Raw genomic sequence first — 13,225 nt, forward strand, 5'->3', positions numbered from 1 at the left:
TAATTTGAGCCGGTTCACACTTTTCAATGAAAATGACTGAAAATTTTCTCGACGAGTTATGTAGACTGGCTGCCATTATTAATGAGGCACGTGTACATGACTACTGAGCTTGAAACCTCTTTTGCTGACCTGGGGCTGTCTGCTCCAATCATTTCTGCCCTGACCGATCTGGGCTATGAAAAACCGTCACCGATCCAGGCTGAGTGTATTCCTCACCTGTTGAACGGCCGTGATGTGCTGGGCATGGCACAGACCGGTAGCGGTAAAACTGCAGCATTCTCGCTGCCACTGTTGCACAACCTGAAAGCCGATCTGAAAGCACCACAGATCCTGGTATTGGCACCGACCCGCGAACTGGCGGTTCAGGTTGCTGAAGCAATGACTGATTTCTCTAAACACATGCATGGCGTTAACGTTGTGGCCCTGTACGGCGGCCAGCGTTATGACGTGCAGCTGCGTGCTCTGCGCCAGGGCCCGCAAATCGTAGTGGGGACTCCAGGCCGTCTGCTGGACCACCTGAAGCGTGGCACCCTGAACCTCTCCAGCCTGAGTGGCCTGGTGTTGGATGAAGCCGACGAAATGCTGCGCATGGGCTTTATCGAAGACGTAGAAACCATCATGGCGGAGATCCCGGCTGAACATCAGACCGCGCTGTTCTCTGCAACCATGCCGGAAGCTATCCGTCGCATTACCCGTCGCTTTATGAAAGATCCACAGGAAGTGCGCATTCAATCCAGCGTTACTACCCGTCCGGACATCAGCCAGAGCTACTGGACTGTGCAGGGCATGCGTAAAAACGAAGCCTTGGTACGTTTCCTGGAAGCTGAAGATTTTGATGCGGCGATTATCTTCGTTCGCACCAAAAACGCGACCCTGGAAGTGGCTGAAGCGCTGGAGCGCAGTGGTTACAGCAGCGCGGCACTGAACGGTGACATGAACCAGGCCCTGCGTGAGCAGACCCTGGAGCGTCTGAAAGATGGTCGTCTGGACATCCTGATCGCGACCGACGTTGCTGCCCGTGGCCTGGACGTTGAACGTATCAGCCTGGTTGTGAACTACGATATCCCTATGGATTCCGAGTCTTACGTTCACCGTATCGGCCGTACTGGCCGTGCTGGTCGTGCTGGCCGTGCGCTGCTGTTCGTAGAGAACCGCGAACGTCGCCTGCTGCGTAACATCGAACGCACCATGAAGCTGACCATTCCAGAAGTTGAACTGCCAAATGTAGAACTGCTGGGTGAGCGTCGTCTGGCCAAGTTCGCAGCTAAAGTACAGCAACAGCTGGAAAGCAGCGATCTGGACATGTACCGTGGCCTGCTGGCTAAACTGCAGCCGGGTGAAGAAGAGCTGGAAATGGAAACGTTGGCCGCAGCACTGCTGAGAATGGCACAGGGCGAACGTCCTCTGATCCTGCCACCGGATCCAGTGTTCAAGCCGCGTCAGCGTCGTGAATTCAATGACCGTGACGATCGCGGTAGCGACCGTCGTCGTGACGCACGTCCAGATAGCCGTGACGGTGGCGCTGAGCGTCCACGTCGTGAACGTCGTGACGTTGGCGAAATGCAGCTGTACCGCATTGAAGTGGGCCGTGATGATGGCGTTGAAGTTCGTCATATCGTTGGCGCGATCGCTAACGAAGGCGACATCAGCAGCCGTTACATTGGTAACATCAAGCTGTTTGCCGGCCACTCTACTATCGAGCTGCCAAAAGGTATGCCGGGCGAGATCCTGTCTCACTTCACCCGTACCCGCATCCTGAACAAACCGATGAACATGCAACTGCTGGGCGATGCACAGCCGCACGAACGTCGTGAGCGTCCTGCACCTGCCGGTAACGGTGAGCGTCGTGGCGGTGGTCGTCCATTCAACGGTGAACGTCGTGAAGGGGCAAACCCGGGTCGTCGTTCTTTCGGTGATCGTCGTGAAGGCGGTGCTGCTGCACCTGCCGGCAACGGTGGCGAGCGTCGTGGCGGTAACTTCAACCGTGACGGCCAGCGCGCACCACGTCGTGATGACGCCGCTCCGGCTGCACCACGTCGTCGCTTCGGTGATGCATAACATCTAATTTGACCGTTCGCGGTTAATTGGATTAAAAACCAGCCTTCGGGCTGGTTTTTTTATGCCTGAAATTCGCCGTTAAGTGAGGAAAAATGGCGTATCATTTATAAGGTTTTTTCTTATGGATACTACGCACGGGAGATGCCATGAGTTGGCAGCAGTTCAAGTCTCAATATCTGGTGCGCTTTTGGGCACCTTTACCCGCGGTGATTGCCGCCGGGATCCTCTCCACCTACTATTTCGGTTTGACCGGGGCCTTCTGGGCGGTGACCGGTGAATTCACCCGCTGGGGCGGCCATATATTGCAACTGTTTGGGTTACACCCTGAGCAGTGGGGTTACTTCAAGGTTATCGGGCTTGAGGGGACGCCGCTGCAGCGTATCGACGGCCGGATGATCATCGGCATGTTTGCCGGGTGTATTGCCGCCGCTCTGTGGGCTAACAACATCAAGCTACGCCAGCCGCAGAATCGCATCCGCATTGTGCAGGCGCTGCTGGGCGGTATCATCGCCGGTTTCGGCGCGCGTCTGGCGATGGGCTGCAACCTGGCGGCATTCTTTACCGGTATTCCGCAGTTCTCGCTGCATGCCTGGTTCTTTGCGCTGGCGACTGCCGCCGGCTCGTATTTTGGTGCCAAATTTACCCTGTTGCCGATGTTCCGCATTCCGATCAAATTACAGAAGGTGAAGGCTGCCGCACCGCTGACCCAAAAGCCGGAGCAGGCGCGTCGCCGCTTTCGTTTGGGCATGGTGGTGTTCTGTCTGGCGATCGCCTGGTCGCTATGGACGCTGTTTGACGCACCGAAGCTGGGTATCGCCATGTTGTTTGGCATTGGTTTTGGCCTGTTGATTGAACGGGCACAAATTTGTTTCACCTCGGCGTTCCGCGATCTATGGATCAGCGGGCGTACCCATATGGCAAAGGCCATCATTCTCGGTATGGCCGCCAGCGCCATCGGCATTTTCAGCTACGTTCAACTGGGCGTGGCGCCCAAAATCATGTGGGCTGGTCCCAATGCGGTGCTTGGCGGGCTGTTGTTTGGTTTCGGCATCGTGTTGGCCGGTGGTTGCGAAACCGGCTGGATGTACCGCGCGGTCGAAGGTCAGGTGCATTACTGGTGGGTAGGCTTGGGCAACATCATCGGCGCTACGCTGCTGGCCTATTTCTGGGATGATTTGGCCCCGACGCTGGCCACTGACTATGACAAGGTCAACCTGCTGGAAACCTTCGGCCCGATCGGTGGCCTGCTGGTGACCTACCTGCTGCTGGCATTGGCGTTTGGCGCCATGCTGTGGTGGGAAAAACGCTTTTTCCGCGCCAAGCCCGACGCGCAGGTGGTTAATTTAAGGAGTGTGTCATGAAGCCAACGGCTATAGTGCCGGATTACCGGTTGGATATGCTGGGTGAGCCTTGCCCTTACCCGGCGGTGGCGACGCTGGAGGCGATGCCGCAGTTGAAGCCAGGGGAAATCCTTGAGGTGATCAGCGATTGCCCGCAGTCAATCAACAACATCCCGCTTGATGCGCGCAACCATGGCTACAAGGTACTGGATATCCAGCAGGATGGTCCCACCATCCGCTACCTGATCCAGCGCTGATAAAATGAGGGCGCCGTAAAGGCGCCCAAATAGTTTAACCCTTCACCAAATCGCCTTTCACCCCGGCGACAATTTCAAACGAATGTAATCGCGCCTGATGGTCAAAGATCTGGCCGTTAACCATGATTTCATCCGCGCCGGTTTCGCTGAGCAGCGTCTGTAACCCATTACGCACGGTAGTCTCATTGCCGATGACTGACATGCGCAGCGCCTGGTCGACCCCGTATTGTTCCCCGGCAGTCCACAGCGCGTGGATATTGTCCACCGGTGCCGGCAGCGGGCCCGGCGAGCCGCGGCGCAGATTGATAAACTGCTGCTGCATCGAGGTAAACAGGAAACGTGCATCGGCATCGCTGTCGGCGGCCACCACGTTAACGCATACCATGGCGTGCGGCCGCTGGCATTGCTCGGAAGGCTTGAAGTTGTCGCGATACAGGTTAAATGCCTGGAACAGCATCTCAGGGGCAAAGTGGGAAGCGAAGGCAAACGGCAGGCCAAGCTGTGCCGCCAATTGCGCGCTGTACAGGCTGGAGCCCAGTAGCCAGATTGGCACGTGTAGCCCCTGGCCGGGCACGGCCTGTACCGCCTGGCCCGGTTGAACTTCACCAAAGTAATGTTGCAGTTCCTGCACGTCGCGCGGGAAATTATCCACTTCACCGGACAGATGACGACGTAACGCCATCATGGTGCGTTGGTCGGTGCCAGGCGCACGGCCCAGACCCAGATCGATACGCCCAGGGTACAGCGATTCGAGCGTACCGAACTGCTCGGCGATCACCAACGGCGCATGGTTGGGCAGCATCACGCCGCCGGAGCCGAGACGGATACTTTGGGTACCGGCGGCCAGATAGCTCAGCAGAACCGAGGTTGCCGCACTGCCAATGCCGGTCATATTGTGATGTTCTGCCAGCCAATAGCGTTGATAGCCCCATTTTTCGGCATGTTGTGCTAAATCTAAAGAGGCATGAAAGGCGTCGCGTGGTTTGGCCCCTTGCGGAATGGGGGATAAATCCAGTACCGAAACCGGCACCGCAGTTTTTTCAGTCATGATATCGTCCATCAAAGAGTTGATCGCTTAAAGGGCGATTGCAGGGTTCTGCAAACTACAAAGCAAAATGTGCTTTTAGTGTTAAAAGCATAATCCAATTTATGGTTATAAAAGAGGATATATGTGCTTGCTATATCCTTATTGGGAAAAAGGTTTTTTGGGAGCCGATTGAAATATGGACGTGATGATTCCACCTGCCGCTTATCGCTCAGGGAGCTGAGAGAATGAAGAAAAAAACGTTGTTTACCTTATTGCTGATGGTGGTGGCGATCGCCATGGCGATCTTGTTCCGGGCACATAATCAGGATTTGTTATTGCAGGGGGAAGTGGACGCGCCGGAGGTGATCGTGGCTTCCAAGGCCAAGGGACGAGTGATTGAACGCCTGGTTGAGCGTGGTGACGACGTGAAAGCCCAACAGGTGATGATCCAACTCGATAGCCCGGAACTGATGGCTCAGCTGCGTTCCGCCCAGGCGTCGCGCGATGAAGCCAAGGCGCAGCTCGACCAATCGCTGCACGGCACGCGTGAAGAAAGCATCCGTAATCTGCGTGCCAACCTGGCGCAGGCCGAGGCGCAATACCGCAACGCGCAGAATGACTACAACCGTAACCTGAGCGTATCCGGCAAAGGTTATATTTCGAAGTCCGAGCTGGACAGCTCGCGCCGGGCGCGTGACATCGCATTCCAACAGGTGCAGGCGGCCAAGGCCAACCTGGACGAAGGCACGAATGGCGACCGTATCGAACTGCGGCAACAGTACGCCGCAGCGCTGCGGGCGGCAGAAGAAAACCTGCTGCAAGTGAAGGCTCAGACTGATGACCTGCGGGTTTTAGCCCCGGTAGCTGGTGAAGTCGGGCCGATCCCGGCGGAGGTCGGGGAATTGTTGAATGCCGGCAGCCCGTTGCTGACGCTGATCCGCGTGCCGGACGCCTACTTCGTCTTTAACCTGCGCGAAGACATTCTGGCTCATGTGCGTAAGGGCGATAAGGTGCAGATGCGGGTACCGGCGCTGAAGGACAAAATGATCGAAGCGGAGGTGCGGTATATTGCGCCGCTGGGCGATTACGCCACCAAACGCGCCACTCGTGCTACCGGTGACTTCGACCTGAAAACCTTTGAAGTGCGGCTGTATCCGTCACAGCCGGTGGAAGGCCTGCGTCCAGGGATGAGCAGCTTATGGCTATGGAAAGAGTAAGGGCCGGTTGGCGCTGCTTCAGTCACGCGTTTGACAACGAGTGCCGCGTCGCCTTCCGCAGTCCGGTAATACACTGGCTGAGCTGGATTTTCCCGCTGATGCTGTTTGGTCTGGTCAGCAGCAACTTTTCGGAAGGGACCTTGCTGGATCTGCCGGTGTCGGTGGTGGATAACGATCACAGCTCGTTGTCCAAATCGCTGACGCGTCGACTGGATGCCGGCTCTCATGCTCACGTCGAGCTGTATGACGGCGGGCTGAATGAATCGCTGTATCGTCTGCGTAGCGCGCAGGATTACGCGCTGTTGTACGTACCGCCGGACTTTGAAGCCAATGCGCTGGCGGGCAAGCAGCCGAGCGTCGTGATGTATTACAACGCATTGTTCTACGGCGCCGGGCTGTATTCCACTCAGGATTTCAGCGGGCTGATGACCGAAATCAATGCCAACTACCGCAGCATTATCGCCGCCGAGATGGGCAAGACGCTGCCGCCGTTGGCGAACGTGACGCTGTCGTACGGCAGTCTATTCAACGCCAGCGGCAGTTATATTTATTATCAGCAGTTTGCCGCGACTATCCATTTGCTGCAGCTGTTTGTGGTGACCTGCATGATCTACGTGTTGGCGCGCAGCAAATCGCTGTTGAAGGCCCGGCCATTCAGCCTGGCACTGTTGGGTAAATTGGCACCATATACCCTGTGTTTCACCAGCCTGCTGATGGTTGAAATTGCCGCGCTGGTGGGCATTTTTGACGCCCGCGTCAGCGGCAATCCGTTGTTTATGCTGATGATAGCCTTCTTCTACGTGATGGCGGCGCAGAGCATCGGCCTGCTGCTGTTTACCTTTACCAGCAGCATTATCACCGCCTACAGCCTGATCGCCATCCTGGTCAGTATTGCGCTGACCTTCTCGGGTATGGCGGTACCGGAACTGTCGATGCCGTTGCCGGCGCGAATTATCTCCAATATCGAACCCTTAACCCATGCGCTGTACGCGATGTTTGACGTATTCCTGCGGCAGGTGCCGGCCAGCGCCATCTTCAGCGTTTGCGCATTACTGTCCGTCTACCCGTTGGTGACGGCATTCCTGGTGCGTAACCGGCTGTTGCCGCGGCTGCTGAAGGAAGGGGGCGCGGGATGAAAATCTACTGGCAAACCTTCGTCCGGGTGCTGCTTGGCATGCTGGAGAGGCCGATGTGGCTGATGCTGATCCTGTCGCTGTGCGTCATGAGCATGGTCTATGCCAACCGGACGGTGTGGGATCTGCCGGTCGGCGTGATTGATCAGGACCACAGCACCGCCAGCCGCCAATTGATCCGCCAACTGGACGCTACCTCTAAAATATCCATCGTGACTTACGACAGTCTTGAACAGGCGAAGCTCGATCTCGGCTGGCGCAAGCTGTTCGCGGTGATCATCATGCCGGTGGATCTGGAGAAGAAGATCCTGAGCGGCCAAAATATCGTGGTGCCGGTCTATGGCGATGCCACCAACCGGCTGGCCAATGGCCAGATCCAGCAGGACGTGGTCGCGGCCTATCAGCAACTGCTGAACCAGTACAACAACGGCTTACTGCTGCGCAGCGGTTTCAGCGAACGTCAGGCGCAGGTGATCCTGACGCCCACACAGGGGCAAACGCTGGACGTGTTCAACCCGGGCATCAGCTTTGCGGCGATCATCTTCCCCGGCTTGCTGGTGATGTTGTTGCAGCACTCGTTATTGATTGCCTGCGTTCGCGTCAGCATTGCCATGAAGAGTATTCCCGGCGGCAAGCCACCGTTGGCGGCCCATTTGGGCGGGCTGACGGCGCTGCTACCGATCTGGCTATTCCTGTCTATCGTGCTGTTTGTTCTTTGGCCATGGGTGTTGGGCTATCGTCAGACGGCGGGTATTGCAGAAATTTTGCTGCTGACCTTCCCGTTCCTGTTGGCGGTACTGGGGTTGGGCAAGCTGGTCACCGAATGCCTGCGCAGCGTAGAGATGATTTACCTGACGCTGGCGTTTATCACCACGCCGATATTCTACCTCTCCGGTACCATCTGGCCGCTGCAGGCGATGCCGGCCTGGGTGCGGGCGATTTCCTACTGTATTCCCTCCACCTGGGCCACCAAGGCCATTGCCGGGGTGAACCAAATGGGTCTGTCGCTCAATGAAGTCTGGGGCGACGTAGTGATGCTGCTGGTGTTGGGGATTATTTACACCCTGCTGGGTGTCGGGGTGGGCTTCATGCGTAACAGTGTGGCGCTGCGCAGCCTGCTCCGCAAGCGGAGTGCATAGCGCGGGGGGAGTCTCGTCGCAATAGCAGCGTTTTTCGGTGAATTTGGATTTTTGCAAATGCGTGGTTTTTTATTTATTAAGCATCAAATGATTAGGTTTTTTCAAAATGGCCTAATTGTTGGTGAAATTTTATAGTCTTAAAAAATAAAATTAATTCAGTTAGATAGTTTTAGAGTGTTCCCCGCGCCAGCGGGGATAGAGATAAACGGCAACAATGGGTTGTGCCAACACGCTTGTCTGACTACAGTTTGTCGATTATTCATCCAGCAGTTATACAGGGAGCACCATGATTCACGGACGATTCAAGTTAAATCGAGATACCGTTACTTTGTTAGAGTGCGGAGCAAACGGAAACTATCCCGCGTTCTCCGGCAACGACAAATACACCAATCAACCGGGATGCACACACACAGGCCGAATGACGGCGCGCTACCTGCCGGGCGCTACTGGATTGTTGACCGACCGGAGGGTGGCATTGGTTCACAATCGCTCACTTGGGCGAAAGACTTTGTTAACCGTACCGACCACACAACATGGTTCGCGCTGTACCGTGATGATCACCGCATTGATGATATCACCTGGATCAATAGCGTTAAGCGCGGGCAATTTCGCTTACACCCGATCGGGCCGGCCAGACTTTCTCTGGGCTGTATCACCTTATATAACTTCGAGGATTTTGTACGGCTCCGGCAGAGATTTCTCAGAACTTCACGAGTTGGGGTTCCAAGGACGAATAAAAAACTGATGGCTTATGGTTCCATCGATGTGAGCGGCTATGAGAGGCGTTGCACCGTATGAGAAAGCTAGTGGCCGTCGTGGCCTTTGTTGTGTTTATGGCCATCTTGCCAAATGTGATCCAGTCTCAGCTGCTGTTAACAAACAGCATGGCGATTAAGATGGCCCACCAGTCCACAGAGTGGGGCCTCAGTGACCCGGAAACCCTATCAACGGCCTATCTGCTAATTAACTATGCTGCGATTGCAGTCGTTGCCACCTGCTCGTTTTGCGCCTGGTTCCCGGAAAATGTTCCCCGCGTTAGCGGGGATAGATCCTAAAAATAGTGCTACAGGTGAGGAGCATGCAGAGCGCCGACACGTCGTGAATCCATCCATGGATGGCTCGTATCACACGTCCATGCGCTCAACGGTCGGCTAACCTCCGTTTCAAGCTTGGGCTGATGACAACCATGCAGTTGCTTTATCACCCGGTATTAATCGCTGCTTCCCCAAGAGAACATTTAGCGAATGCGGCTATTTCTATGGGGTTAGGTGTCAGAAGCTTTGGCCTGATGTACGGGAGTTTTTATCATTGGTACAACGGAAAGTAATGCTATTTAACATGAACAAATAAGATGCCGGCAGCGGAAAATTTACCTGCATCCCTTTGATTTATCTCGCTACGGCACCAACTCCAGCCCGGCAACCCGCCGCCAGTAACCGTTGCAGTCGGCCTGATCGGTGAGCGTTAACGGTTGAGTACCTTGTTCATTGGCGCGGAAGCGCTCGACCAGTGCCAGCGTCTCGGTACCCTGTGGTGAAAGACGCACAATGTCCACCAACCCCTGCATGCTGGTCAACTCGTTGCCCAGGTTGTAGCAGTAGCCGCTCATGGTCTGAATGCCGTTAAGCACAAACACCTGCTGCTGTTCTTGCGAACGCATCACTCGCCCCTGCGGGTATTTGATGCAGCAGGTTTCGCATTCGTCTTTGGCGCGGTCTTCCGAACGTGCGGTGAAGCAGCGCGCCGAATAGGCCAGTGGCAGGTGACCGTAGCTCAAGACTTCCACTTCAAACTGCTGGCGGAAACCCAGTTCGTCGCACTGCTCCAGCAGTTTGGCCAGCCAGTCGCGGGAAAGCTCGACCGGCATGCACCAGCGCGTCATGCCCTGGCGGTGCAGCAGGCGCAGGGTGTAGGCGTTGTAGCAATTCAGCGCATGACCGGCAACAAACGGCAGGCTGCGCTCGGCCGCCATGTTCACGGTGCCCAGATCGTTGGCTTCAATCAGGAATTCCCCGTTTTCCACATAGCGCTTCAGTTCGTTCAGTTCGGACGGTGCCTGCAGCAGTGCCAGGGTGGAGAGCACCACCTGTTTGCCGCTGCGGGCAATCTCTTGCGCCAGCGCCAGCCAGTCGCCGACCTTCATCTCGCGCCGCTTGGTGCAGACGCTTTCACCGAGGTAAATAATCTCCGCGCTGCTGCTTACCGCCTGCCGGTAGAACTCTTCGACCTCGGTTTTCGGCCAATAATACTGCACCGGGCCTAATGCGTATTTCATATTCCCTCCTGCTACTGCCATTTACGGTGATAAGCACCGAGCGTGGTTTGAGTGCCTTCTGACACCGCACCCAGGGCTTCCATCCAGCCCGCGTCGGCCTGATAGGCGGCCGGGTCTGCCTGGCAGCGATCGATGGCCTGGCGCCAAACGCGGGCCACCTGGCTCACGTAGGCCGGGCTGCGCTGGCGACCTTCAATCTTCACTGAAGCGATATTGGCAGCCAGCAGTTCCGGCAGCAGTTCCAGCGTATTGAGGCTGGTAGGTTCTTCCAGCGCGTGGTAGCGCACGTCATCGACCAGATAGCGGCCTTTGCACAGCGTTGGGTAACCGGCATTTTCATCGTCGCGATAACGGTCGATCAGCACGCCATTCAGGCGTGACTCCATGCCCTGCGCGGTTTGCTGCCAGCGTACATAGCGTGCCGGTGAACAGGCTCCAACGGTATTGGGGGACTCACCGGTCAGATAAGAGGAGAGGTAGCAGCGCCCCTCGGCCATAATGCACAGGCTGCCGAAGGCGAAGACTTCCAGCGGCACCGGGCTGGTACGTGCCAACTGCTTGACCTGGTGCATCGACAACACGCGCGGCAGCACTACCCGGCTGACATCGAAATGGCGCTGGTAGAAGCGGATCGCTTCTTCGTTGGTGGCGGACGCCTGCACCGAGACGTGGCGCTCCAACTGCGGGTAACGTTCGGCGGCGTATTCCAGCATCGCCAAATCAGCCAGGATCAGCACGTCAGCCCCCAGTTGTGCCGCCATATCTACCGCGCGTTGCCAGCGGACATAGCCGTCAGGGTGGGCGAAGGTGTTGATGGCGATATGCAGTTTGCGGTTATGGCGATGCACATACTCGACCGCTTCCTGCAGCTTTTTCTCGGTAAAGTTGAGGCCGGCAAAGTGGCGGGCGTTGGTATCATCTTTCAGGCCGATATACACGGCGTCGGCACCGTTATCCACCGCAGCCTTCAGGGCCGGCAGATTACCGGCGGGACAAAGCAGCTCCATAGATTTATCCTGACTCAAAGGGTTGCCGGTGACCCTTTCAACCGGCAAACGCTAATCGGGAGGCAATTTTAGTGAAAGCGTACTTAACAGGTTTTGATTTGAGGCAGCTTCTGGCGTATTGATAAAGCTGGCGGTGAAATACACTATTTGTTGATATAGAGCGCGGCAGCCGCACATCGCTGTGGCAAAATAGCGTATCTGTGTTGAAAGGAGTGAACGACAGTGTTGGAACAATTAAGAGCGCGCATTGTGCGCCAGGGGCCGTCGTTGCTGCGTGTACCGCTAAAATTCACGCCGTTTGCCCTGCAGCGTCAGCTTCTGGAACAGGTACTGGGCTGGCAATTTCGTCAGGCGCTGGCAGATGGCGATTTGGCGTTTCTCGAATCGCGCTGGTTGAAGATCGAAGTTCGCGATCTGGCGCTACACTGGTTTATGACGGTAGAAAACGACAAACTGGTTGTCAGCCAACACGCCGAAGCTGATGTCAGCTTCAGCGGCGACGCCAACGATCTGATTCTGATCGCAGCGCGTAAGCAAGATCCCGATACGCTGTTCTTTCAGCGTCGGCTGCAGATTGAAGGGGACACCGAATTGGGCCTGTATGTAAAAAATCTGATGGACGCCATCGAGCTGGAAGCCATGCCTGCGCCGTTGCGCATTGGCCTGCTGCAACTGGCCGAATTTGTGGAAGCAGGGCTGCAGGAGGGCACGGTGCAAACTTCCCGTGTGCCGGCAACATGTTAATCCGCGTGGAAATTCCGGTAGATGCGGCGGGCATTGATGCCCTGCTGCGTCGCGCCTTTGGGCGAGATGATGAAGCCGATCTGGTGCAGCAACTGCGCGAAGACGGCCTGCTGACGCTGGGCATTGTCGCCACCGATGACGAAGGCGGCGTGGTGGGTTATGCCGCGTTCAGCCCGGTGGACGTGGCCGGTGAGGATCGCCAATGGGTCGGTCTGGCACCGCTGGCGGTGGACGAAAGTCTGCGTCGCCAGGGGCTGGGCGAAAAGCTGATATACGAAGGGCTGGATGCGCTGAACGAGTTCAGCTATGCCGCGGTAGTGGTGCTGGGTGAACCGGCTTACTACGGGCGCTTTGGCTTTAAACCGGCCGCTGACTATGGTCTGCAGTGCCGCTGGCCAGAGACTGAGGCCGCGTTCCAGGTTTACCCACTGGCGGAAGATGCATTGGTTGATGTTAGCGGGGCGGTGGAATACTCCGCGCCGTTTAACCGGCTTTAACCGCAACCTCCGGCAGTAAATAATCCAACGAAAGAGGCGGGTGACTCACCAGCCTCTCTTTTTGCGTTTTACTCAGTTGCTTGACCCGGTATTCCAGCCTCAGCGCTTTTGAGCGATCCCCCGCCTGACAGTGAAACGCCAGCACCAGTTGGCCTTTCCCCCGTAGCGCCTTGGCCCCTTTGCCAGCCTGATGCTGCGCCAGCCGCCGCGCCACGTTGGTAGTAATGCCGGTATACAGCATGCCGCTGGGCATGCGCAGCATGTAGAGATGCCAGACACTGGTGTTGGTCATATAAGTTCCCGCAAAGAATTGAGCATTACTATAGGCAACCCGGCCCCATCGCTGAACCCTTTTCTTTGTGGGTTGATTTAATCTATTGATTTTAAATGTTTTTAATTGAATATGGGAAAAAGCCTTTTTGAGCCAATCGTGAAGTTACTCTTCAACAATCAGTTAATTAGCGCTAATCTCCAACGGTTCACTGCCGTACAGGCAGCTTAGAAAATTACCTGCAGCGGGTGTGAACTTAA

14 protein-coding genes are annotated in these 13,225 nt (G+C 56.2%); 10 read left to right on the top strand and 4 right to left on the bottom strand.

Translation table 11 applies throughout. From position 1 onward, the window contains the following. Positions 1-32: 32 nt before the first annotated feature. The 4 genes from yrbN to yedF all read left to right on the top strand — a co-directional run bounded on the left by yrbN (position 33) and on the right by yedF (position 3,655). A complete protein-coding gene (gene yrbN / locus OCH02_RS25495) occupies positions 33-107 on the top strand; it encodes a protein YrbN (protein WP_223499600.1) in 75 nt (24 codons plus the stop codon). Continuing rightward, positions 97-2,058: a DEAD/DEAH family ATP-dependent RNA helicase gene (locus OCH02_RS16340; protein WP_261432083.1), complete on the top strand. Its 1,962-nt coding sequence runs from the start codon at positions 97-99 to the stop codon at positions 2,056-2,058. Before yrbN ends, OCH02_RS16340 begins: the two co-directional genes overlap by 11 nt. Before the next feature lie 146 nt (positions 2,059-2,204). Beyond that, positions 2,205-3,419 carry a selenium metabolism membrane protein YedE/FdhT gene (gene yedE / locus OCH02_RS16345; protein WP_261432084.1) on the top strand — a complete coding sequence of 405 codons (1,215 nt, stop codon included), beginning with the start codon at positions 2,205-2,207 and terminating at the stop codon, positions 3,417-3,419. After that, the gene (gene yedF / locus OCH02_RS16350) at positions 3,416-3,655 is read left to right on the top strand and encodes a sulfurtransferase-like selenium metabolism protein YedF (protein WP_261432085.1); all 240 of its coding nucleotides are present in this window, start codon (positions 3,416-3,418) and stop codon (positions 3,653-3,655) included. Before yedE ends, yedF begins: the two co-directional genes overlap by 4 nt. Positions 3,656-3,689: 34 nt before the next feature. Here yedF and OCH02_RS16355 read toward each other — a convergent pair whose 3' ends face one another. Further along, positions 3,690-4,703, bottom strand: coding sequence for a luciferase-like monooxygenase (locus OCH02_RS16355; RefSeq protein ID WP_261432086.1), 1,014 nt, complete (start codon positions 4,701-4,703; stop codon positions 3,690-3,692). 224 nt (positions 4,704-4,927) lie between these two features. Between OCH02_RS16355 and OCH02_RS16360 the strand changes: the two genes are divergently transcribed. The 4 genes from OCH02_RS16360 (at position 4,928) to OCH02_RS25500 (ending at position 8,969) form a co-directional block, all read left to right on the top strand. Next, positions 4,928-5,899, top strand: a complete 972-nt coding sequence (locus OCH02_RS16360; protein WP_261432087.1) for an HlyD family secretion protein — start codon at positions 4,928-4,930, stop codon at positions 5,897-5,899. Then, positions 5,881-7,035 (top strand): ABC transporter permease, encoded by a 1,155-nt coding sequence (locus tag OCH02_RS16365; protein ID WP_261432088.1) that lies wholly within the window; start codon positions 5,881-5,883, stop codon positions 7,033-7,035. Before OCH02_RS16360 ends, OCH02_RS16365 begins: the two co-directional genes overlap by 19 nt. Next, a complete protein-coding gene (locus tag OCH02_RS16370) occupies positions 7,032-8,171 on the top strand; it encodes an ABC transporter permease (RefSeq protein ID WP_261432089.1) in 1,140 nt (379 codons plus the stop codon). Before OCH02_RS16365 ends, OCH02_RS16370 begins: the two co-directional genes overlap by 4 nt. A gap of 399 nt (positions 8,172-8,570) precedes the next feature. Beyond that, positions 8,571-8,969, top strand: coding sequence for a DUF2778 domain-containing protein (locus tag OCH02_RS25500; protein ID WP_410001263.1), 399 nt, complete (start codon positions 8,571-8,573; stop codon positions 8,967-8,969). A gap of 598 nt (positions 8,970-9,567) precedes the next feature. On the opposite strand, the gene OCH02_RS16375 is transcribed toward OCH02_RS25500, so the two are convergent. Continuing rightward, positions 9,568-10,446, bottom strand: a complete 879-nt coding sequence (locus OCH02_RS16375; protein WP_261432090.1) for a U32 family peptidase — start codon at positions 10,444-10,446, stop codon at positions 9,568-9,570. Between the two features lie 11 nt (positions 10,447-10,457). Beyond that, positions 10,458-11,453: a peptidase U32 family protein gene (locus OCH02_RS16380; RefSeq protein WP_261092220.1), complete on the bottom strand. Its 996-nt coding sequence runs from the start codon at positions 11,451-11,453 to the stop codon at positions 10,458-10,460. A gap of 222 nt (positions 11,454-11,675) precedes the next feature. On the opposite strand from OCH02_RS16380, the gene OCH02_RS16385 reads away from it, so the two are divergent. Together OCH02_RS16385 and OCH02_RS16390 are read left to right on the top strand one after the other, a co-directional pair. Beyond that, positions 11,676-12,197 carry an SCP2 domain-containing protein gene (locus OCH02_RS16385; protein WP_261432091.1) on the top strand — a complete coding sequence of 174 codons (522 nt, stop codon included), beginning with the start codon at positions 11,676-11,678 and terminating at the stop codon, positions 12,195-12,197. Continuing rightward, entirely contained in the window at positions 12,191-12,694 is a 504-nt protein-coding gene (locus OCH02_RS16390; RefSeq protein WP_261432092.1) for a GNAT family N-acetyltransferase, read from the top strand. Before OCH02_RS16385 ends, OCH02_RS16390 begins: the two co-directional genes overlap by 7 nt. Here OCH02_RS16390 and OCH02_RS16395 read toward each other — a convergent pair. Then, the gene (locus OCH02_RS16395; RefSeq protein WP_261432093.1) at positions 12,681-12,986 is read right to left on the bottom strand and encodes a GIY-YIG nuclease family protein; all 306 of its coding nucleotides are present in this window, start codon (positions 12,984-12,986) and stop codon (positions 12,681-12,683) included. The genes OCH02_RS16390 and OCH02_RS16395 overlap by 14 nt on opposite strands. Positions 12,987-13,225 lie beyond the last annotated feature (239 nt).

It is taken from the genome of Serratia quinivorans, assembly GCF_946227985.1.
In the GTDB taxonomy this organism is placed as follows: domain Bacteria; phylum Pseudomonadota; class Gammaproteobacteria; order Enterobacterales; family Enterobacteriaceae; genus Serratia; species Serratia quinivorans_A.